A 22,203-nucleotide genomic window follows, 5' to 3' on the forward strand; every position below is an offset into this window, starting at 1 on the left:
CCTCTTTTAATATGCGCATACACTGTTCTTGTATAAACTAAAAGGATCCTTGCATGGAAGAATCGGTATCAAATTTATATTATGATGTAATTGTAATCGGCTCAGGACCTGGTGGGTATGTTGCAGCAATACGTGCTGCACAACTTGGCTTTAGAGTAGCTATTGTTGAGTATGCAGGATTAGGAGGTATTTGCTTGAATTGGGGATGTATCCCTACTAAATCTCTTTTACGCTCTGCAGAAATTCTTGATCATATTAAAAATGCAAAACATTATGGGTTAAATATAGAAGGAAAAGTACAACCTAATATCAAAGATATTGTAAAACGTTCCCGTGACGTATCACATAGATTAAATCGCGGTGTAGAATTTTTAATGCACAAAAACAAAATTGATATTATTTGGGGTAGAGCTGTTTTAAACAATCCATCTGAAATCATTGTGTCGAAACCTTCTCAACCAATAGTTACGCCACAACATCCTATCCCTAAAAAAACTTTGGGAGAAGGAATTTATAAGGCTAAGCATATTGTTATTGCTACAGGAGCTCGCCCGAGAAATATCGAAGGAATAGAGCCGGACGCTAATTTAATATGGACTTATTTTGATGCGTTAAAACCATCTAAAATACCTAAATCTCTTGTTATCATGGGATCAGGAGCTATTGGAGTGGAATTTGCTTCTTTTTACAAATCTTTAGGTGTAGATGTTTCTCTCATAGAAGTTAAAGACCGCATTCTCCCTGCAGAAGATGTAGATATTTCTCATTTTGTACAACAATCTCTTCAGAAAAAAGGCATAAAGATCCTTACTGAATCAAAAATTTCCAGTGTAAAAACAAAAGAAGAGACTGTATTGATTCAAATAGAAAAAAAAGATGGATCAAATTATTCTATGCAAGCTGAACGGCTTTTACTATCAGTTGGCGTCCAAGGGAACATCGAAAACCTCGGTTTAGATAAATTAGGAGTCAAAACTAACAATGGTTGCATTGTTGTAGATGATTATGGGGGCACGAACATTCCCGGAATTTATGCTATTGGTGATGTAGCAGGAGCACCGATGTTGGCTCACAAAGCTGAACATGAGGGAATAATATGTATCGAAAAAATTGCTAAATTATCTACAGTTTCTCCACTCAATAAAAGACAAATACCTGGATGTACCTATTGCAATCCTCAAGTGGCATCTATTGGTCTTACCGAAGAGAAAGCACGAGATCAAGGATTAGATATTCGGGTTGGCAAACATAGTTTTTCTGCTAATGGAAAGGCTATCACACTTGGAGAAGATTCTGGAATAATAAAAACTATTTTTGACAATAATACTGGAGAAGTATTAGGAGTTCATATGGTCGGAGCAGAAGTCACAGAACTAATTCAAGGTTTTTCTATAGCAATGAATTTGGAAAGTACTGAAGAAGAATTGATGCATACTGTATTCCCACATCCTACACTCTCCGAAACAATGAAAGAAAGTATCCTAGATGCTTATGGAAGGGCTATTCATTCTTAAGACAAGATCTGCTATAATAATCTTTGGAGAACTATTATACAATATTTTTTCATATGGTTTTGTTGTTTACGTTTGATCACTAAGAGTTAGAACATATGTTTCTACTAAATTTTAGGAATAAAACTAATGATTGTTTATTAAAATAGATTATTATCGTGTACTCAACAATTTTCTCATTGACTAAAGTAGATGATGTTTTTATCACCAAAAAATCATCTATCTGTTAATGATAAAGAGTTCTTTGTATTATACCAAATTTATTGGAAGATTCATGGTCACAGTTTTTGATACAGTCAACAAAAAAAAACATGCTTTACATGCCATTCCCAATAAAAAACAAGCTCGTCATCCTGAAAAAATACACAAGCCTGACACAGAAAAGATACAGAAGCCTGATTGGATTCGTGTGCGTGCACCCGTATCATCGTCAGGATATCAAGAAACTCATAAAATACTTCGATCTCGTAATTTAACTACTGTTTGCGAGGAAGCCGGCTGTCCTAACATCGGCGAATGTTGGAATAAAAATCATGCTACCTTTATGATTATGGGATCGATCTGCACGAGAGCCTGTACATTTTGCAATGTTGCAACAGGGAAGCCACAATCATTAGACGCTCAAGAACCACAAAATATATCATGGGCTGTTAAAGCCATGAAACTATCTCATGTTGTTATTACATCAGTAGATCGTGATGACTTAGAAGATGGAGGAGCACAACACTTTGCAGAAGTCATTTATGCGATCAGACAATATTCCCCATCCACAACTATTGAAGTGCTTACTCCCGATTTTTTACGTAAACCTCATGCCTTAGAAACAGTTGTTTTAGCAAAACCTGATGTTTTTAATCATAACCTTGAAACAGTAGCATCTAATTATCTAACGGTTCGTCCTGGTGCTCGCTATTTTCATTCACTGAGATTATTACAACGCGTAAAAGAATTAAATCCTTTTATTTTTACCAAATCAGGAATTATGTTGGGATTGGGAGAAACAAGAAATGAAGTATTGCAATTAATGGATGATTTACGTACAGCTGACGTCGATTTCTTAACTATGGGACAATATCTACAACCAACACGTAAACATCATAAAGTAGAATCCTTTATCACTCCACAAGACTTTAAATCCTATGAGACTATTGCTTATAGCAAGGGATTTTTAATGGTTTCTGCTAGCCCCCTCACTCGTTCTTCTTATCATGCAGGCGATGATTTCTTACGTCTAAAAGAAGCGCGCAAAAAAATCACATATGAAAATAAATCCATTAAAGTATCGCAAAATTGAATGATTCAATACGATAAAACAATATTTTAAAGGTTTATATTGGTATTATGCATTATTTTACAGCTGATCGTGTCGTGGATCATAGCTCTCAACAAATGCTGAAATTAGTAAGCGATATAGAAAAATATCCTGAATTTGTCCCACTGTGTAAAGAAATTATCATCCATAATCGCGAAAAACAAGGGAACGACGAAATACTTCTTGCGAGCATGCAAGTGAACTATGCCGGCATACAAAAGAGTTTCATGACACAGATACGAGTAAATAAAATTCAAAATAGAATCGCAGTTAAGCACATTAAAAATACATTCAATTTTTTAGAAAATGATTGGTATTTTGAAGAAATTGCCCCCAATAAATGCAAAATACGCTTCTCTATAAAATATGAACTAAAAAATCGCCTTTTTGATATGATGCTCAGAGCAGTATTCGATCATTCTTTTTTGTATTTCGCAAAAGCATTCGAAGATCGGGCTGATAAAATATATCGCCCTCTTATTTCCTATAAATAATTTTTTAAAATGTAACACTTGCGAAATATTGCTGTGTATTTATAACCTCATTGTAATTCATATACTCAAAACTAAAATTGTTATAGCACTATCAAACCACAAAAAGATAATAGGAAGGCTAAAAATACTTCATAGGAAACATGAGCAAAACAAACTACTAATTTTTTACATTTCCTATTTCAATCACAATTATAAAAAAATCTAAAATACACAAAAAGACAGAAAAAACACTTACAGAAAAAACAATAAATATAATTGTAGAAAAAGTATTTTTTTCATATCTCTGTTCCCTTTAAACTAATAATTTTACACGGAGTGAAAAGTTGAATATTCAAAGGAATGCTTGTAAATTATTGCAAAGATCCTTTTATATACTGATAACAAAGGATAGATGTGATCCCAACAAAAGCAGATGCAATGTATCCAGTGCGCATATCTATTAAAAGAATTTTTTATTAATAAGGTTAAATTTACTAAAACAATAGATTGAATGACAGTCCACTTATCTTTATTCTCTTTATGGAAACAAAAAAGTGATACAATATATACACACTAAATTATCATATATAGATGAAATCCACAAAATATGATAAACATGCCAGAACAGGATTATTAAAACGGAAAATATTATATGTTGTATTTAAATTGGTTTGATATTTTAATCATTACATTGCTATGCGTCACGTTTGGAATCAACTTCAAATACTTATTTTCTTTAATAGGCGATATAATAAAATATTTGCAAAACGGTATGCGCAGTGCTTTTTTTGCGATTTTCAAAAAAAACAACACAACATCATCCAACCAGAACTTCAAAAAAAAAATAATTTTAAAAAAAAAATCTATAAAAAAAGAACAATTGTCAGACTTGAATCCTCAAAACAATAAAAAAGATAAAAATAGATCTAAAAACGCATCCCCTATAAAAAGGAAGGAAAACATTGTTTCTTCTTCTAAACCAAATCCTAACCATAATGATTTCGATAAATAATCTATTTTATGACAAGAATTATTTGAAGATTATAATATGGAAATGCTCTTTCAAAAATCGCTCTTGCCTTCTTTATTTACCTCCTCTATTAACACTATTAAAATAACATTGATATAAAACGGAGAAAACCGAAGGTATCTACTATTATTTCTGAACTATCAAATAATTGACTGTTTTCTCGTCGAATTATAGGAAAATATGATGATAGACATGCAATGGATTCGCAAAAATCCAGACGATCTTGATAAAGCCTTAAAAAAACGTAATCTTAGTCCTCAATCCGAGTGTATTTTATCCTTAGATGAAAAACATCGCGCCTTACTCACAAAAATTGAAGAAATACGAGCTCAGCGTAACACCTATTCTGCAAAAATTGGACAAGCTATAGCAGAAGGTGATCAGTTACTTGCCACCAAGCTAAAAAATAAAGTAGCGAATTTCAAGAAGCAGTTACCTTCACTAGAAAAAGAAGAGAATGACGTACTCTGTTCATTAAATAAAAATCTCTCTTATATTCCTAATATTCCTTTAGAAGAAGTTCCTATTGGACAAAATACGGATGAAAATATTTTGATCCGTTCTGTGGGAGAAAAACCAACCGCGACACATCTGTCAAAAGAACATTATGAAATCGGCGAAAAACTAGGGTTAATGGACTTTGATCGTGCTGCCAAATTATCAGGAACACGTTTTTCTGTGCTCACAGGTCATCTTTCTCGTTTAGAAAGAGCATTAGGCCAATTTATGCTAGATGTGCATACTTTAGAACATGGTTATACTGAAGTATCTGCCCCTTTGTTAGTCCGTGATGAAGCAATGTATGGTACAGGCCAAATTCCAAAATTTGCAAATGATATGTTTTGTACAACCGATGGACGATGGCTTATACCAACTTCCGAAGTAAGCTTAACTAATCTCTACTCTCATGAAATAATAGAATCTACAGATCTACCTCTACGTTTTACGACTTTAGCTCCTTCTTTTAGATCAGAAGCAGGATCCGCTGGTAGAGATACGCGTGGCATGTTAAGACAACACCAATTTTGGAAATGCGAACTAGTCTCCGTAACAAAAGAAGAAGATTCACATGAAGAACATGAACGTATGTTATCTTGTGCAGAAGAAATTCTCAAACGACTAGATTTACATTATCGTGTTGTACTATTGTGTTCTGGAGATCTTGGTTTCAGTGCCCGTAAAACTTATGATTTAGAAGTATGGTTGCCTGGACAAAACATGTATCGTGAAATTTCTTCTTGTTCTAATTGTGGGAATTTTCAATCAAGACGAATGAATTCTCGATACCGTGATCCACATAACAAATCTTTAAAGTTTACACATACACTGAATGGTTCAGGAGTAGCGGTAGGACGTTGCCTTATTGCAATTTTAGAAAACTACCTCAATAGGGATGACTCAGTAACCGTTCCGAATGTTTTGCGACCATATATGAATAATTTAGAAATAATCAAAAAAGAACATATTTTGGAGTAAATAATGAGAATTTTATTAACAAATGACGATGGCATTAAATCTGAAGGATTAATAGCATTAGAAAATATAGCTAGAAGCATCTCAAACGATATCTGGATATGTGCTCCCGAAATGGATCAAAGCTGCTTATCAAATTCTTTGACAATATCCAAAAGCCTAGCTTGTCGTAAAATCAGCAATCAACGCTTTGCAGTCCGCGGGACGCCAGTTGATTGCGTCATTGTAGCTCTTCAAAAAATGGGGGACAAAAGACCAGATTTAATATTATCAGGAGTGAATATCGGAACCAATACCTCTAATCACGTAGCGTATTCTGGAACATTAGCAGCTGCATTTGAAGGAAGTTTACAAGGAATTCGTTCATTTGCTCTAAGCCAAGCCTATACCAATGAAAACATGATTCCCTGGGAAGTAGCAAAAACGCATGCACCGAATATTTTACACCAGTTACTAAAATTCAATAATATTCCAAATAGCACTCTATTTAACATTAATTTTCCTCATTGCTCTCCAAAAGACGTGGAAAAAATAGTCATCACGAAACAAGAGCACCCCTGCTTTTCACTTGACGCACAACAAATATCTGAAAATCATAATATAACTAACTATTCCTTAGAATTTCGTGATCATCCAAGAGATCTATGTGAAGATTCTGATGCCTTTGCTATAAAACATAATATGATTTCGGTAACTCCCATCAAAACCGATCTTACAGATTATAATTCTCAACAGCATATGGCTATATCACTTGAAAAATGATCCATATACGAACAATAGAATTTTTCTCTTGTGATATTGGTTTCTAAATTAATAAAAAAAAATCGTAAAGTTAAATTTATTACTATCTCTTAATGTTACTAATAATATGGCTGAAAAATATTTCATAACATAAAAAGTGATGTTCTAGCCGTTTATAAATTTTTTCCTTAGAAAATTAATTCGTGATTTGGGAGAGAGGTATTTAAATGAGATCAACCACTGTATTCCTAATCAAATACAAAATGATAATTTATAGTTATATTAGATCAATAAAACAGGTTAACAAATCCTTTTTATCCATACATAGATTATTTGTTTATCCCCCTCATTATAAAATATATAAAATTTTAATAAATATCAGCGCTTGGATAATGATAGTGATGCCGGTAGACTGCAAAGCAGATATAAAAACGCCTACCGATAGCATTAATGATCAGCAAATAGTAATACTCAAAAAAAATAAAAAATTGCGACATATTCCTATTCCTGACTTATCAGCAACCAAAAAAGGATCTCCAAAAAGTGATCCAAATAAAACAAGCGATCATATTGATAGATTAAAAGAAAAATTGCTCGCTGATAAAAATAATTCTTATGATAATCATTTAAATACCCAAATTCCTTTGCCAAATAATTTGCAAGCTAATAGCCAAATAGAAGAAAAATTTAAGCAAAATATCTCTGCTATAAAAAAAGATCAGAAAAAAAATATAAATAATTTAGGAAACACAGATCTAAAAACTAAAAAAAATCAAAACAAACACATTCACAATATATATTCTATAAGCGACAATAAACAAAAAAAACCTAGCAAATATTTTTGGCCTGTTACAGGAGATACAATTAATTTTACAAAAAATAATGATGGAATTGATATTGTCGTCCCTCCTCATACCCCAATAAAAGCAGCAGCAGATGGTATGGTTATTTATGTAGGCGACGATCTTGTAGAATTAGGCAATATAATATTAATCCGCCATGACAGCTCAACAGTAACTGTCTACAGCCATATTGACAAAATTTATGTGCATAAGGGGAAAAAAGTATCTCGCGGATACACGATTGGACGTTCGGGCACAAGTGGCAAAACAAAACAATCTACAATACATTTTGAATTTCGAAAAAATACGATAGCAATGGATCCTATAAAATTCCTTGAAGAGGGAGATTCTACATAAAAAAAGAAGGCCTATAATATAGTCATTATCAAATATTGGATTATATTCATAACCATAGGAACTTATGTTGATAAAATGAAAAAACTCATTTTCAAATAATATTTGACTTCACTTTATACCAAGTAATCTATCTAAATATCAAAAACATTCCTCCATATAACAATATGGAAGATCATTAAAAACGGGATAAAACATTAAAATTATGATCTATTACCTATCCTATATTCTTCTTTTATCCATATTAATAAGAACAAGTCTTGCATATTTACTTTTTCCGAGATAGGATAAGGATGTTTTTCTGGGAGAATTGGGGCTTTTTTTTGATTTTTATAGAGCTGTTTTATGAATTTTACTGATCTTGGTCTAAGCCCTAAAGTTGTTTGTGCTGTTTCAGATGCAGGATACGTTGAGCCTACTCCTATACAAATTAGAACTATACCTTTAGTTCTTCAAAGACATGATGTGTGCGGTATAGCACAAACAGGCACAGGGAAAACAGCATCCTTCGTATTGCCCATGTTGACTATTCTTGAAAAAGGTAGAGCTCGCGCTCGTATGCCTCGTACTTTAATATTAGAACCTACAAGAGAACTTGCGGCACAAGTTGCAGATAATTTTGAAAAGTATGGGAAGAATTATAATTTAAATGTTGCTCTGCTCATCGGAGGAATTCCATTCGAGGCGCAAAACAAAAAGTTAGAAAGAGGTGCAGATGTCCTAATATGCACTCCTGGCAGAATACTAGATCATTTTAGTCGAGGAAAATTGTTGATGAACAATATTGAAATCCTCGTAATTGATGAAGCCGATAGAATGCTTGATATGGGATTTATCCCCTATATTCAAAATATTACTAATCTAGTACCATTTACACGTCAAACACTTTTGTTTTCCGCCACCATGACATCCGAACTTCAAAAAGTATCTGAAAAATTTTTACAAAACCCTAAACACGTTGAAGTGAATACACCTTATTCAACCGCCGAAACTATAGAACACTACTTTGTTGCCACATATGCACAATATTCAAAAAAATGCGCTCTCTTGCAGCAATTATTGAAATCGCAGGATTCAATGAAAAATGCTATTGTTTTTTGTAATCAAAAAAAGGATGTTGCAAATCTTTATCGCTCATTAGAAAAACAAGGATTTTCAGTTTGTGCTATTCATGGAAACATGGATCAGAGATCTCGTATGAAAATATTATACGATTTTAAAGAAGGAGATATCCAGATAATGGTCGCCTCCGATCTAGCGGCTCGTGGATTAGATATCCCTGATGTTGGGCATGTATTTAACTTCGATGTTCCTAATCGCGCCGAAAACTATATTCACAGAATTGGACGCACAGGACGTGCAGGACGTAGTGGAAAAGCTTTTACACTCGTCACAAAAGAGGATGATAAATATATTAATGATATTGAAAATCTTATAGACAAAAAAGTCGATTGGCTCAATGGAGACCTCTCTGATTTAGCTCATCCTCTAAAAAATATAAATGAATCACAAAAAAATAAAATTACTAAAAATAAAAATAGCAAAAAGAAGTCCGTCGCTTTTGATAATAAGAAAAAAATATACACCTCTCAGAAAGCACAGGCTCCATCAAAAACACCCGAAACGGTATCTGAATTACAGCCGGACATCAAGGATAATGATGCGAATTGCATAGGATTCGGAGATAATATGCCTGCTTTCATGCTTACTAGACCTAAAGAAAATTAAAAAATATAATTGACAGAACAAATATCATCCTTTTGAACAGCTATACTTTGAAAAATATTTGCTGATACTTTTATACCTATAATGATTGTGAAATTATTTTTCATTTATTACTGTAAAGCTAAGGATCATGATGATTGTCCCAGAAAATAGCGATCTTTATCAAGAAAATAAATCCTTAGGATGCCTATACACCCCAGAAGAATTAGAGCGTATTTTTTATCTTTTTTCCTTAAAATGGCCTTTTCCTAAAGGAGAATTATATTATGTCAATCACTATACACTAATTATAGCAGTTTTGTTATCAGCGCAATCTACAGATATTAATGTCAATAAAGCAACAAAATATCTATTTGAAATAGCTGATACACCTCAAAAAATGCTTGCAATAGGAGAACAAAAACTCCAAAACTACATAAAAACTATTGGGATATATCGAATAAAAGCGCAAAATATCATCTCTTTGTCGCATATATTACTTAATGAATTCGACAATAAAATACCACAAACAAGAGAAGGGTTAATGCGATTTCCTGGAATAGGACGAAAAGGCGCTAATGTTATTTTATCCATGGCCTTTGGAAGGCCTACTATCGGCGTAGACACTCATATATTCCGCATTTCCAATAGGATTGGATTAGCTCCTGGGAAAACCCCTAATAAAGTCGAACAATCTTTATTGCGTATTATCCCCCAAAAACATCAATACAATGCTCACTATTGGCTTGTCCTGCACGGACGATACGTTTGCAAAGCTCGTAAACCACAATGCCAATCATGCGTGATCTCCAATATTTGCAAACGAACGCCCAAATAATCTGTAAAAAAAAAATTTTCCGATTTAATGATGCATTGTATCTAGAGTGGGCTGTAAAATGTTGTCAAAATGGCTTTCATTGTTCCCAAAAAATTCATTTTGCAATTCTTCTGACAAACCAATATTAGATGGAATACTGGATAAAATACGACCCTCTGCAAATCCATAGTCAATATAATGTCGCGTTGCAGCATCCCTATCAGAACCAAAAGATTTACGCAAATCATCATAATTATCAAGATATAAATATGGTTCAAAGGTAATATTTCTGCCTTCCAATAAACCAAAATTAGTAAAATGATCCTTACCAACCTGAACAAGATCTGCTGTGTGAGCATAAGCCTTTATCAAATCTTCATGTGATGCAATATATTCTAATGACTTGAATGCATCAGGACTACGACCCTCTTCAAATCCAGAGTTAATATAATGTCGCGTTGCAGCAACTTTATCAGAACCAAAAGACTTACGCAAATCATCATAACTGCCAAGATACAAATATGGTTCAAAGGTAATATTTCTGCCTTCCAATAAACCAAAATTAGTAAAATGATCCTTACCAGCCTGAACAAGATCTGCTGTGTGAGCACAATCCTTTATCAAATCTTCATGTGATGCAATATATTCTAATGACTTGAATGCATCAGGACTACGCCCCTCTTCAAATCCATAATCAATATAATGTCGCGCTGCAGCATCCCTATCAGAACCAAAAGACTTACGCAAATCATCATAACTGCCAAGATACAAATATGGTTCAAAGGTAATATTTCTGCCTTCTAATAAACCATAATCATAAAAATGTTTTATTGATCCCTCAACATTGCTTCCTATAGTTTTTATAAGATCATTATACGAGGCGGTATATTCTAAAATAGATTTCTTTTGTACATTAAGTAAATCAATTTTCTGATCAGAAAAATGCAACGCCTCAACACCTAAAAGCAAATCTCTTTTATGATTATCTGTATCATAAACAATTGTTTCATTTTCAAAACGGTAAATTTTATGGTCATCAATTGATGAATTATAAATAACTGTATCCAACCCTTGAGCACCATTGAAATAGTCATTTCCAGTAGATTCATAAAGAATATTATCGGCACTATTACCAATAACAGCATCATTACTATTACTGCCAACAACTGATTCTATAACAGTATCCCGTGCGATCGTCACATTTTTCTTGTATCCACCAATACTAGACCAAGCTTCCTCATTGAGATCAATATAATTATTATCAACGCGGCCAATTAGACTCAGATCTAATAAATCATGACCACCCGAATCATAAATTGTTTGAATGAAAGGATAATACTTTTGTTTAACCTCAATGACGTAAACGTCATTTTTTATATATTGTGCAGGCGCACCATATATTTTCTGCACAGCGACAATATCAGCAACCATTGGCGTAGCACAATAACCAAAAGAAGCATCTGTCGTAGTATTATGAAGTTGACTATAATAGGACATAATGGTGGTCAAAAAGGAATCATTCGCACAATCATTATCAATGCCATATATTGGATTACCACCGTTGTATGGACCAGCATGAGACAGCCCTAATGCGTGTCCAATTTCATGAAGAGCATTATGAGATAAAATAGTCCCTTTCCCCGAGTCATATATCTCGACATCTTTTTGATCAAGATTAATTTCCATATAATTTCTATGATCATATCGAGGATTACAAATATATCCATCACTGGAACTGATGAATTTAATATCAGGATTAATAGTAGTTTCTTCAAAAGAAATATCGACAACCTTAGACCATGTATCTAGCGCCCAAAGAACAACATCTCGTGCATTAGAATTTAATTGGCTTATATCAAAAGACAAATGATTCACATTAGGTTTACTATGTGTAAAATAATTAGCCCAATATTTATCACGCAATAAATGATCCGCCAACTCTTCAGTTGTATAAGTAGATTTTATATCATTCATATTTATATCTCTAGTAATTGTAAATATTTAAAATAAAAAAATTAATTTATATTTGTTATAATAGTAGTAATTATATATATACATATATAATAATAATAGTAATTATGTTTACATTAAAATTATTAATATCATAAATTAAAAATTATAAAATATATACTACCATATAAAGGTAACTATACAATAAATAGTGCTCATATTTTACAATACAAATACGATTTAGTAAATAGTTTAATGTGTATAAATATGCAATAACAAGGATTTTCTATGTACTATTTAAAATATTTATTTGATTTTATAAAAATATACTATAAATTTTTTTTTATAACTATATTCCCTAGTTTTTTTATAAATATTCTTTATTTAACAAATCCACTATACATGATGCATGTTTACGATAGCATTATCAGCATCCGAAGCAAAACCAATCTGGTTGCGTTAAGCACAATAGCAATTTTTCTTTATGCACTATTCTTTTGTTTTGACTTAATCCGCGCAAGATTACTCATAGAATCCTCCAATTCAATAGAACGTTTTTTTCAACCATATATCATAACCGTTACCAAAAAATATGATGTAGATGATGCGCATTTTCTTTCCATCGCCTCTTCTATTGATAAACTCAAACAATTTATCAAATCACCAGTTTTACCTGCTTTTCTTGACACCCTATTCAGCCCAATTTTTATTATATTAAGTTGTTGCATTCATCCAATATTAGGATCTTGGGCTCTCATAAGCGGGATATTAATCCTAACGATAACTTTTCTATTTCAAACAAAAAATGAAAAATTGGAACACCAATCTATCACAAGCAGACAAGATGAAATACATTTTGGAAACGCAATACTGCATAATCCAGGGTATATGTATACGTCTTCTACACGTGATTTTATATTAAAATATTGGAATAAAAAACGCTCTATTTCGCAAGACAATCTATTCCTTCTCGCAAAGAATCAATGTTTTGGAACATCTATCATAAAAACACTCCGCATGATTTTACAATCATCAATCCTAGGAATAGGCGCCTGGCTGGTTATCGATAAAAATTTATCAGCAGGCTCTATTATAGCGACCTCTATTATTGCTACTCGAGCAATCGCGCCCTTAGAACAAATAATAAATGCAAAAAAATATCTAAAAATTGGAATAGAATCTTTCAAACATCTCATAAGTTTGAATGATCTTACTACTACTATTATCAATGAATCTAGCCCAAAAGATTCAATAAGCATGCAACTACCAAACAATACTATCACCGCAAATAACATCACACTCCGTGACAAAAAAACATCTCAAATTATTTGCAAAAATTTATCCTTTATTATCCCAGAAGGGAAAAATTGCGTTATCTATGGGCCGCCCGGATGTGGGAAAAGCGATCTCTTACTTTCCATGATCGGTTTAATTACCCTAGGGAACGGAATTATCTCATTCGGCGACAAAAAAACATCCCGAAAATTCATTGAAAATTATTTTACACAAATTGGCTATCTTTCACAAAATTGCACTTTATTCCCAATAAGTATTATAGAAAATATCACTTTATCTCACTATCATGAGGAAAATTCATTATCCATTGCTCAAAAAGCAACCAAAATTATAGGATGTCACGAAGATATTTTATCCCTTGAGAAAGGATATCTAACTACTTGTAGTGCTAATCAAATATCCTATAATCTTACACAAAAAATTTGTTTATCACGCATCATAGCGAATGATCCCGCGATTCTTTTGATGGATGAACCCCTTCATTACTTAGATAAAGTAGCAAAGAATATTTTTTATACACTACTTGAAAAGTTCAAAGAGAATAAAAAAACAATTGTTATGGTCTCACATGATCCAACAGTTATTAGCATGTCAGATTTTTTGCTAGTATTCCATCCTACACAAGGGTTTGTTTTTGGACCAACAAACAAAATCGCAAATTCACAATCCTGTCTCACCGTTAGATAAAAAATTAAAATAATGCATAATTTTATTTGGAAAAATTTTAAAAAAAATCAATTTACACTTCTCGAAAAAACTACTTTATTATTCTCTATTGGAATTATTGGACTAATTACATGGTCTATTATAATGCCTATAGAAATACATGTTTCTGCTTCTGGAGAAATTTTAAATGACGATGATGTTGTTGAAGTAAAATCTCCCTTTTCTGGTATCATAAAAAAATTTTCAGCAAAAGATGGATCCCATATACTACAAGGAGCACCTATCCTAACATTCGAGGATACTGAAACTACAGATCTCATTGATTTGAAAAAATCATTTATTGATGATTTACGATGCCGCATAGAGACAACAAAAACTGCATTGAGCTTTCTACACAATAAATACGACAATATTGAAAAATCTTTTGCAACACAAGATAACAAACTACTAGACTTTTTAGAGGATTATCCTTCCACTTGTTCTCAATTTTTTAATTATAGAATATCCAGCATATATAGATCATTAAAGCTGAAATTAACACGTATAAAAAACATTTATTTGAATTATCTTGATCTCAAAAATAAAGCTCCTCTATTACATGCGCTCTTATCATCTCATCATAAAGATTTAACAATGATGCAAGAGCTTCTTAAACATAATGTGATTAGCAAAAACGATTTCAATCAACAAGAAAGAATCGTTTATAAAAGCCAACTTGAATTCCAAGACAATACAAATGAACAGAAGAATATATTGCGTCATATCAATGAATTACATGATGAAGCAAATGTAGAGTTTGCTAATTATCTCACAGAAATATCACGTGACTTAGAACAAAATCAACGTACTTTCACAGATGAAATGTCAAAACTCACTATCCTTGAAAAAAAAATAAGCCAACAAACAATTGTATCTCCAATTACTGGAACGGTTGTATATAATCAAAGTTTTTCTTCCAGTAACTACGCACAACAATCACAACTCTTAATGAAGATAGTTCCCCATAGTAAACTTACCTACATCAGAGCAAAAGTCACTCCTCAACAAATGCAACATGTTAAACACGGTCATACCGCCATAATACGTTTTCCACATTATGATGATATTCAGGAAAAACAATTTAAGGCAATTATAGAAAAAATAAATCCCATCATCTCACAAAAAAACAGTGATCTACAAATACAAAACTATTATGAAGTCATTTTAAAAATTATCGACCCTACTTACTTCAATAGTAAAATAGAACTACGCAATGGATTCCCTGCTGAAGTTCTATTTACAGCAGAGCGTACTACTCTTGCACAAGAAATAATCCGCCCAATCACGAATAACTTGCCCAAAATATTTGAAAGGTGATCAAATTGAATAAAAAATTACCATTTTTTATTCTCAAGATAACACAACATAGATCGAACACTATTCTCAAAAATAATAATTTGTTAGAAAAATAAGGATTTAATTTACTCTAAACTATACGTATAAGCCATAAAAATTATAAAAAATGTTATTCAAGCTATAATATCCGTTATTAATAAGAAATTTTTATAGATTTTATAGATCAATATGTGTAAAAATTATTTTCCAGAATGTTTATAAACTTTAGTGCTATACAAATTTGAGAGAACACTATGAAGGAATCGATCCAACTTCATGGAGGTAATCGGCCTCCTCTATACAAGATTCTATATATTCAAGTAATTATTGCGATTTCTGCTGGCATAGCTCTTGGACATTTTGCGCCTCAAATAGGCGCGCAAATGCAGCCACTTAGCGATATTTTTATAAAAATCACACGAATGCTAATAACACCAGTGATATTCCTTACCGTTTCTACAGGAATAGCACGCATGAAAGATATGAAAGTAATTGGACGGATATTTTGGAAATCCATGCTCCTCTTTTTTATATTCTCAATGTTAGCATTAATCATCGGCTTAATCGTTGGGAATATAGCTAAACCTGGCGTCGGAATGAATGTTGACTTAAATTCGATAAGTACCGCCAGTATCGCTCATATACAACAAGCTGAAAAAAAGCATTTTATTAGTTTTATAAAGGAGATAATCCCCGAAACAGCTGTGAGCGCATTGACGTCTGGAAATATATTACAAACGTTGACCGTTGCCTTGCTCTTTGGAATTGCTCTATCACTTGTTGGTGAAAAGTCAAATACTGTTAAGAAATTTCTTGAAGAGATTAATTTTCCTGTCTTTAAGATGGTATCTATTGTTATGAAAATTGCGCCTTTAGGAGCATTTGGCGCCATGTCCTTTACTATAGGAAAGTATGGTCTCTCTTCAGTATATAACCTTATTTTTCTAGTATCATGCTTATATTTCACATCTGCTTTTTTTATTTTAGTAGTCTTAGGATTGTTGGCACGATTTTGCAATTTTTCCGTGATCAAATTAATAATGTTTTTAAAAGAAGAAATTCTTTTAGTTTTAAGCACATCTTCTTCAGAATCCGCCCTTCCAGGATTAATGAAAAAAATGGAAGATGCTGGTTGCCATCGTTCAATCGTAAGTATGGTTGTTCCTACAGGATATTCTTTTAATCTCGATGGCAGCAATATTTACTTAACATTAGCAATACTATTCATTGCACAGGCAACTAATGTTCCTATAAGCATACAAGATCAGTTGGGTATTCTCTTAATAGCAATGCTATCATCAAAAGGAGCAGCAGGAGTAACAGGATCTGCTTTTATAACTCTAGCCGCCACGATAACTTTAGTTCCATCCTTACCAATTACTGGAATAACATTGATATTAGGCGTTGACAGATTCATGTCAGAATGCCGATCGGTAACAAATTTTATCGGCAATGCAGTAATGACAGTTGTTATTAGCCGCTGGGAAAATAAATTAGACTTAAATTTATTCCGAAAATATCTAGGGAATAAATGATTTTTATGCTTGATCCGATGGTCTTCGATGATTAATAGGGTTACTTTAATCTAAAATTAATCTAATCCATATGCATGAGAGTTTTATATAACAAATTTTATATTCAATGGATAATGTTATATAGATCCATAAAATAACAATTAAATATTATGATATATGTGCCGGTATATTCTTCCATTAGATCACAATACACTATCAAAAATACAACATATAAAATACAGTGTTTTGTAATCCAACGGAATAAATTTACTTGATGAATTAAATACGAAATTATATCTAATCAACGTATATTACTAAATATTTATCAATATATCAATTAACTCTAACAAATTATACGGTATCCATAAATTGTATTCCATATATTCTTATAAAATATAAAATGAGTATTCCCTCTAAGATAAATCTATAATATCCTATAAATTATAGAGACCCTCTTCCATTCCGAACAATAAAAAAATTGAAGATGTTTCAAGAAAAAGGAATAATCTTTTACAACTAATATTTATCTAATACTTATGTATTTAAACTCATCAAAATTTTTATAATCTAATCATAGCAAATATATTATCATCTATCTCTTATATTAAAAAATAATATTTTATTTTGTAATCTTAATTACTCGTTTGAAAATAGCATTTAATATTTTATCACGAAAAATTTTATTGAGTGCCTCAGAATCATCAGGTTTAAAAAAATATCCTGGAGTTGCACATGAACTCAATAATGCAAAAGATTTTTCTCTTTCCTGTAAGCTAACTGAAAAAGCCAGTGTTATTATTATTACACCACGTTTTTTAATTTCATTACAACGTTGTATTATTGGTGCATGATTCCCCAACATATCAGCTCCATCTGTCAAAAATATTAAATACCTGTCCAAATTGTTACCTTGCAGAGAGTTCATTTGTTTGTCTGCCTCAAGAATTGCCTTATAAATATCGGTGGAACTACCTTTATCCGACATGTCATTGTGTCTTACAGCACTTTTAACATGCTCCATACTCGATTGAAAACCTGTATTAATATCAATCTTATCCGAAAAAAAAATTGCTGACATCCAGACTCTATCTCTAAAATTCTTCATTTTACGGATAGCACTCATCAATACCGCCATAGCATCACGAACAACATATTTTTTAATAATAAAGTAATCTTGTATATCGAAAAGTGCCTTTTTTTCAGCATAAGATGGATACAATTCTGGGGGATAAAAAAAATTGTATAAATACTGATTACACGAAAGGGCATGTTTATATATCTCTCCATTTATACTATCTACAACATTTCTACTATCTACAACAGCAATTCTCGAGTTATAGTCTTTAGGAGAAGGAAGTATGTTTGAATGTAACCTTTTAGAAAGACAATTCATATGATAGAATCCACCTATTTCATCATACTTCAAGTAATTATGATCCATAGAGCCAGATGAATCTATGACCCATTGGATGTATATATCATTTTCCATTACGCTTTCGTCTTGCAAGTTGACTTCCCCTTTAGAAATAGCATGCACTGGGTATGATTTTATATTCATCATCCCTAGAATAAAAATCAATGGATTTGGCTTTAAATCATAACTCGAAGCAAGAGAAATCGTATTAACAGAGTTATTACCATTAAGTGTCACCGACATTTTCCTGTTATTGATAAGTTGTTCACAATCTGCTTCTGCAAAAATATTTTTGATATTTTCTTTAAAATTAGCTAACAAATTTTCTTTTAATTTGTACTCTGATAATTTAAAACCATGTTTATCACGGGCCTTACTTACAGAATTTGCTAAAACCACTGAAGTAGACAAAATAGATGCTTCAATAACTTGTGTTAAAGAACTGCGATAATGCATCCAACGAGCTATATCAATGAAAATGCCTCCCAATAATAATAATCCCGGCAACATCAATGCCAGCATTACAGCAAAAGCTCCTAAACAAGAATTTTTTAGTCTTTGAAAATGAAAATTAAACTTTTTGTAAAAAATCATACATTATCCCACAATATATTTTTTGAACTATATAATTTATAAAAAATATTTTCTGGACTATAATCTATGTGACATAAATATGATAGAGGGGGATTAAACTTATGATGAATAAATAAAAAACAACATTGTGAAATTATAAATATAAATCAAGCAATATAGCTGATTGCCCCTAATAATGGGTAATTTTTAAATATCGATAAAAAAATAACAACAAACTGTAAAAATCCATTTTAATAACTGAAGCAAGACCATGGATATGATTTTATAGTGCATTTTTCTCCTTGCCCCATAATTTAACAGAAAATATTTTCTGTTAAATTATAGATGCAAAAAAGAATCTATCTCTTATATTGCGATCGAATGAATGAAAAATATTGTGAACAAGTGTCATATATGAAAATTTGAAATATTTTACTCGTATACAAGGAATAAAAAGAAAAATTATCTCACAATTTCATTTTTAGCAAACCAATAAGATATTTCTTCTAAAGCAGTTTGCAACGAATCCGAACCATGTATAGAATTTTCACCTATTGAAATACCATATTTATTACGAATAGTACCTTTCAATGCTTTTTTAGGATCAGTATCTCCCATAACCTCACGGTTTTTGAAAACAGCTTTTTCCCCCTCAAGAACTTGCAAAAAAACCGGCCCCGAAGCCATTGTTTGCACTAATTCAGGAAAAAAATTGCGATCTTTGTGAACCATATAAAAACATTCCGCTTGTTTTTCACTCATCCAAGTAAATTTAGCTGCTACTATACGTAACCCAATATCTTCTAAATCTCTAATAATAGAGCCTATCAAATTACGCTTTACAGCATCAGGTTTGATCATTGAAAAAGTTTTTTCTATAGCCATATCAATCCTATTTTAAATATACATATAAATATTCTACTGATCACTAATTTTGATATTACACTAATTGCAAAATCTATTCCCAATATGGTGAAAATATCTTTAATATTGTGATAAATTTACTACATTAAAGCTTTTATATCCATACATGATCTTCTTATAAGAGCTGAATTACAAAGCATCCAGTGAATACCCTCTATTTTTAAGATTACGCCAATTTTCACGCCCCCATTCAAGGCTTTCTTGATCATCAGTATTTATAATAAAAACCAATTTCTTATAAAGGTCCACATCCCTCATTTGAAAAGACGCTCTATCAACAAAAAATCGTATAGAAGACGAATTAGCATTCAAAGAACTTATCGTCAACAAAACTGGTTGAAAAGATGAAAAAACCTCTTCATCCCCTACATCAACACCATGAGGGAGAAAACTATCCGCTTTCCACACCCATAAGTACTCATTGAATGCATCACGCATCCTTTCAGATCCAAATTGGATAGAAATTCGTTGACCATTTTCATATTCTCCTTGTAACAAAAATGATAAATCATCCTGCCAATCATTTTTGAATCGATAGAAAAGAAACGCACTCATTTCTCATAAAAAGATCTTACAAATTCGTCTAACAAACGTACTCCAAATCCCGATGCCCAAGATGGATTAATTTCTTTAAAATGATTGCCTGTAGCTGTTCCAGCAATATCTATATGCGCCCACAAAGTATCATTCACAAACTTCTCCAAGAACTGAGCAGCCACAATAGAGCCAGCACCCCGACCACCAATATTTTTCATATCAGCAAACTTACTTTCGATAAGTTTATTGTATTCCTCACTCATAGGCATACGCCATAGGAGCTCTCCCGTAGACAATCCAGAAGAAAGTAACTGTTCAGATAACGTATCATTATTTGCAAATAATCCAGCATAAATATTCCCCAAAGAAACGACCATTGCACCAGTCAACGTCGCCAAATCAACCATCAAACAAGGATTATAATGGGTATGACAATACCACAGTGCATCCGCAAGAATCAGCCTTCCTTCTGCATCCGTATTAATTACCTCAATAGTTTGACCAGACATTGATCGTACTATATCACCAGGACGCTGTGCAGAAGCATCTGGCATATTCTCAACTAAAGCTAAAATACCAATGGCATTAACCTTTGCTTTGCGCCCTGCTAAAACGCATAACAATCCAGTAACAGCTGCAGCACCAGCCAAATCACCTTTCATGTCTTCCATACCATTAGAAGGCTTAATAGAAATTCCCCCACTATCAAAAACAACACCTTTTCCCACAAAAGCAAGAGGTTTTTGCCCTGAATCTCCACCTTTCCACTTCATTACTACTAAATATGGAGGACGAGAAGATCCTTGAGATACAGCAAGAAGAGCTTGCATTCCCAAATTCTGCATAGAACTCTTATCAAGGATTTCTACTTCAACTCCAAGATCTTCAAGTTTTCTCACTTGTTCACAAAATTCATCCGTACCCAAAACATTTGCTGGTTCATTGACAATATTTCGAGCTAAATTAACCCCTTTAACAACAGATTTAACATCTTCTATAACTTTACTAAATTGCTCAAATTCTTGTGTAACAATCGTAACTGAGATATCCCCCTCACTAGATAGCATAGAAGAACCATCTGTCTTTTTTGTTTTATATCGATCAAAAGTATAACTTTTCAACATAAAACCAATAATAAAATCTCTGATTTCTGCTTTTGTTATAGAATATTCAGGAATATCAACAAAGATTTCAATGTTTTTGTCTTCTTCTACATAAGATGCTGCATATCCACCTGCTTTTAACCAAGAACAAACTCCCTTTCTAGGATCACCAATACCAACAACAACTAAACGATCCCACACACAATCCACGGGAACTAAAATATTTAAATGTGATTTAGATTCACCTGTAAATTTTTTTATAGATGCCGCACGCATTATAGAACTAGAAGAACCGATAAAAGAAAGACCTGAGATCTCGGAAAAACTTGTTTTCAAAAGAATCGCCAGCCCACCTTTTTTAATAGAAGGACTCTTTGCAAATGAAAAATTCATATCCATAATTGTGTTCTTACCTTTTTATATGACTTTCTACTACCCTATGAACACTTCCATTAATAAAATATAAAAATATAGATGACAACTACATTTATATGCGATAGAAGTGACACCTTACTATTTAGTATAATGTTCAGAAAAAATATGTAGTTTAAAAAATACAGTCTATCTTTTTTATCATTCCCAGAAACCATCTTTC

17 protein-coding genes are annotated in these 22,203 nt (G+C 32.3%); 12 read left to right on the forward strand and 5 right to left on the reverse strand.

Annotated elements, in window-relative coordinates; genetic code table 11:
• Positions 1 to 53: 53 nt before the first annotated feature.
• The 9 genes from lpdA (at position 54) to nth (ending at position 10,278) form a co-directional block, all read left to right on the forward strand.
• Positions 54 to 1,514 (forward strand): dihydrolipoyl dehydrogenase, encoded by a 1,461-nt coding sequence (gene lpdA, locus G293_RS01440; RefSeq protein WP_047263989.1) that lies wholly within the window; start codon positions 54 to 56, stop codon positions 1,512 to 1,514.
• A gap of 271 nt (positions 1,515 to 1,785) precedes the next feature.
• A complete protein-coding gene (gene lipA, locus G293_RS01445; RefSeq protein ID WP_047263990.1) occupies positions 1,786 to 2,805 on the forward strand; it encodes a lipoyl synthase in 1,020 nt (339 codons plus the stop codon).
• 47 nt (positions 2,806 to 2,852) lie between these two features.
• Positions 2,853 to 3,317 (forward strand): type II toxin-antitoxin system RatA family toxin, encoded by a 465-nt coding sequence (locus tag G293_RS01450; RefSeq protein ID WP_047263991.1) that lies wholly within the window; start codon positions 2,853 to 2,855, stop codon positions 3,315 to 3,317.
• Between the two features lie 631 nt (positions 3,318 to 3,948).
• A complete protein-coding gene (locus tag G293_RS01455) occupies positions 3,949 to 4,308 on the forward strand; it encodes a hypothetical protein (RefSeq protein WP_047263992.1) in 360 nt (119 codons plus the stop codon).
• A 201-nt stretch (positions 4,309 to 4,509) separates the two neighbouring features.
• On the forward strand, positions 4,510 to 5,802 hold the full coding sequence (serS, locus tag G293_RS01460; protein ID WP_047263993.1) for a serine--tRNA ligase: 1,293 nt from the start codon (positions 4,510 to 4,512) through the stop codon (positions 5,800 to 5,802).
• A 3-nt stretch (positions 5,803 to 5,805) separates the two neighbouring features.
• On the forward strand, positions 5,806 to 6,561 hold the full coding sequence (gene surE, locus G293_RS01465; protein WP_047263994.1) for a 5'/3'-nucleotidase SurE: 756 nt from the start codon (positions 5,806 to 5,808) through the stop codon (positions 6,559 to 6,561).
• A gap of 380 nt (positions 6,562 to 6,941) precedes the next feature.
• Complete coding sequence (locus G293_RS01470; RefSeq protein ID WP_047263995.1) at positions 6,942 to 7,739, forward strand: murein hydrolase activator EnvC family protein; 798 nt, start codon at positions 6,942 to 6,944, stop codon at positions 7,737 to 7,739.
• Between the two features lie 342 nt (positions 7,740 to 8,081).
• On the forward strand, positions 8,082 to 9,464 hold the full coding sequence (locus tag G293_RS01475) for a DEAD/DEAH box helicase (RefSeq protein WP_047263996.1): 1,383 nt from the start codon (positions 8,082 to 8,084) through the stop codon (positions 9,462 to 9,464).
• A 130-nt stretch (positions 9,465 to 9,594) separates the two neighbouring features.
• Complete coding sequence (gene nth, locus G293_RS01480; protein ID WP_047263997.1) at positions 9,595 to 10,278, forward strand: endonuclease III; 684 nt, start codon at positions 9,595 to 9,597, stop codon at positions 10,276 to 10,278.
• A 24-nt stretch (positions 10,279 to 10,302) separates the two neighbouring features.
• Here the strand turns inward: nth and G293_RS01485 are convergent, their stop codons facing one another.
• Positions 10,303 to 12,231 (reverse strand): M10 family metallopeptidase C-terminal domain-containing protein, encoded by a 1,929-nt coding sequence (locus G293_RS01485; RefSeq protein ID WP_052775005.1) that lies wholly within the window; start codon positions 12,229 to 12,231, stop codon positions 10,303 to 10,305.
• Positions 12,232 to 12,609: 378 nt separating this feature from the next.
• On the opposite strand from G293_RS01485, the gene G293_RS01490 reads away from it, so the two are divergent.
• The 3 genes from G293_RS01490 to dctA all read left to right on the forward strand — a co-directional run bounded on the left by G293_RS01490 (position 12,610) and on the right by dctA (position 17,078).
• Positions 12,610 to 14,190, forward strand: coding sequence for an ATP-binding cassette domain-containing protein (locus tag G293_RS01490; protein WP_244464430.1), 1,581 nt, complete (start codon positions 12,610 to 12,612; stop codon positions 14,188 to 14,190).
• A 123-nt stretch (positions 14,191 to 14,313) separates the two neighbouring features.
• A complete protein-coding gene (locus tag G293_RS01495; protein ID WP_244464431.1) occupies positions 14,314 to 15,525 on the forward strand; it encodes an HlyD family secretion protein in 1,212 nt (403 codons plus the stop codon).
• A 272-nt stretch (positions 15,526 to 15,797) separates the two neighbouring features.
• On the forward strand, positions 15,798 to 17,078 hold the full coding sequence (gene dctA, locus G293_RS01500; protein WP_047264000.1) for a C4-dicarboxylate transporter DctA: 1,281 nt from the start codon (positions 15,798 to 15,800) through the stop codon (positions 17,076 to 17,078).
• A 598-nt stretch (positions 17,079 to 17,676) separates the two neighbouring features.
• Here dctA and G293_RS01505 read toward each other — a convergent pair.
• The 4 genes from G293_RS01505 to G293_RS01520 all read right to left on the reverse strand — a co-directional run bounded on the left by G293_RS01505 (position 17,677) and on the right by G293_RS01520 (position 22,007).
• The gene (locus G293_RS01505) at positions 17,677 to 19,065 is read right to left on the reverse strand and encodes a vWA domain-containing protein (RefSeq protein WP_047264001.1); all 1,389 of its coding nucleotides are present in this window, start codon (positions 19,063 to 19,065) and stop codon (positions 17,677 to 17,679) included.
• Positions 19,066 to 19,506: 441 nt separating this feature from the next.
• Positions 19,507 to 19,929 carry a nucleoside-diphosphate kinase gene (gene ndk, locus G293_RS01510; RefSeq protein WP_047264002.1) on the reverse strand — a complete coding sequence of 141 codons (423 nt, stop codon included), beginning with the start codon at positions 19,927 to 19,929 and terminating at the stop codon, positions 19,507 to 19,509.
• Positions 19,930 to 20,097: 168 nt separating this feature from the next.
• Positions 20,098 to 20,523 (reverse strand): DNA polymerase III subunit chi, encoded by a 426-nt coding sequence (locus tag G293_RS01515; RefSeq protein ID WP_047264003.1) that lies wholly within the window; start codon positions 20,521 to 20,523, stop codon positions 20,098 to 20,100.
• A complete protein-coding gene (locus tag G293_RS01520) occupies positions 20,520 to 22,007 on the reverse strand; it encodes a leucyl aminopeptidase (RefSeq protein ID WP_047264004.1) in 1,488 nt (495 codons plus the stop codon). The genes G293_RS01515 and G293_RS01520 overlap by 4 nt, the downstream gene beginning before the upstream one ends.
• Between the last annotated feature and the right edge of the window lie 196 nt (positions 22,008 to 22,203).

It is taken from the genome of Candidatus Liberibacter africanus PTSAPSY, from assembly GCF_001021085.1.
GTDB lineage: Bacteria > Pseudomonadota > Alphaproteobacteria > Rhizobiales > Rhizobiaceae > Liberibacter > Liberibacter africanus.

What these genes read in the sequence shown, in the direction of transcription:
- G293_RS01520 (WP_047264004.1), bottom strand. Translation starts at nt 22,007, where the DNA reads ATGGATATGAATTTTTCATTTGCAAAGAGTCCTTCTATTAAAAAAGGT.
- G293_RS01470 (WP_047263995.1), top strand. Translation starts at nt 6,942, where the DNA reads ATGCCGGTAGACTGCAAAGCAGATATAAAAACGCCTACCGATAGCATT.
- lipA (WP_047263990.1), top strand. Translation starts at nt 1,786, where the DNA reads ATGGTCACAGTTTTTGATACAGTCAACAAAAAAAAACATGCTTTACAT.
- G293_RS01475 (WP_047263996.1), top strand. Translation starts at nt 8,082, where the DNA reads ATGAATTTTACTGATCTTGGTCTAAGCCCTAAAGTTGTTTGTGCTGTT.
- G293_RS01505 (WP_047264001.1), bottom strand. Translation starts at nt 19,065, where the DNA reads ATGATTTTTTACAAAAAGTTTAATTTTCATTTTCAAAGACTAAAAAAT.
- G293_RS01515 (WP_047264003.1), bottom strand. Translation starts at nt 20,523, where the DNA reads ATGAGTGCGTTTCTTTTCTATCGATTCAAAAATGATTGGCAGGATGAT.
- serS (WP_047263993.1), top strand. Translation starts at nt 4,510, where the DNA reads ATGATAGACATGCAATGGATTCGCAAAAATCCAGACGATCTTGATAAA.
- nth (WP_047263997.1), top strand. Translation starts at nt 9,595, where the DNA reads ATGATTGTCCCAGAAAATAGCGATCTTTATCAAGAAAATAAATCCTTA.
- G293_RS01485 (WP_052775005.1), bottom strand. Translation starts at nt 12,231, where the DNA reads ATGAATGATATAAAATCTACTTATACAACTGAAGAGTTGGCGGATCAT.
- dctA (WP_047264000.1), top strand. Translation starts at nt 15,798, where the DNA reads ATGAAGGAATCGATCCAACTTCATGGAGGTAATCGGCCTCCTCTATAC.
- surE (WP_047263994.1), top strand. Translation starts at nt 5,806, where the DNA reads ATGAGAATTTTATTAACAAATGACGATGGCATTAAATCTGAAGGATTA.
- G293_RS01490 (WP_244464430.1), top strand. Translation starts at nt 12,610, where the DNA reads ATGATGCATGTTTACGATAGCATTATCAGCATCCGAAGCAAAACCAAT.
- G293_RS01450 (WP_047263991.1), top strand. Translation starts at nt 2,853, where the DNA reads ATGCATTATTTTACAGCTGATCGTGTCGTGGATCATAGCTCTCAACAA.
- lpdA (WP_047263989.1), top strand. Translation starts at nt 54, where the DNA reads ATGGAAGAATCGGTATCAAATTTATATTATGATGTAATTGTAATCGGC.
- G293_RS01455 (WP_047263992.1), top strand. Translation starts at nt 3,949, where the DNA reads ATGTTGTATTTAAATTGGTTTGATATTTTAATCATTACATTGCTATGC.
- G293_RS01495 (WP_244464431.1), top strand. Translation starts at nt 14,314, where the DNA reads ATGCCTATAGAAATACATGTTTCTGCTTCTGGAGAAATTTTAAATGAC.
- ndk (WP_047264002.1), bottom strand. Translation starts at nt 19,929, where the DNA reads ATGGCTATAGAAAAAACTTTTTCAATGATCAAACCTGATGCTGTAAAG.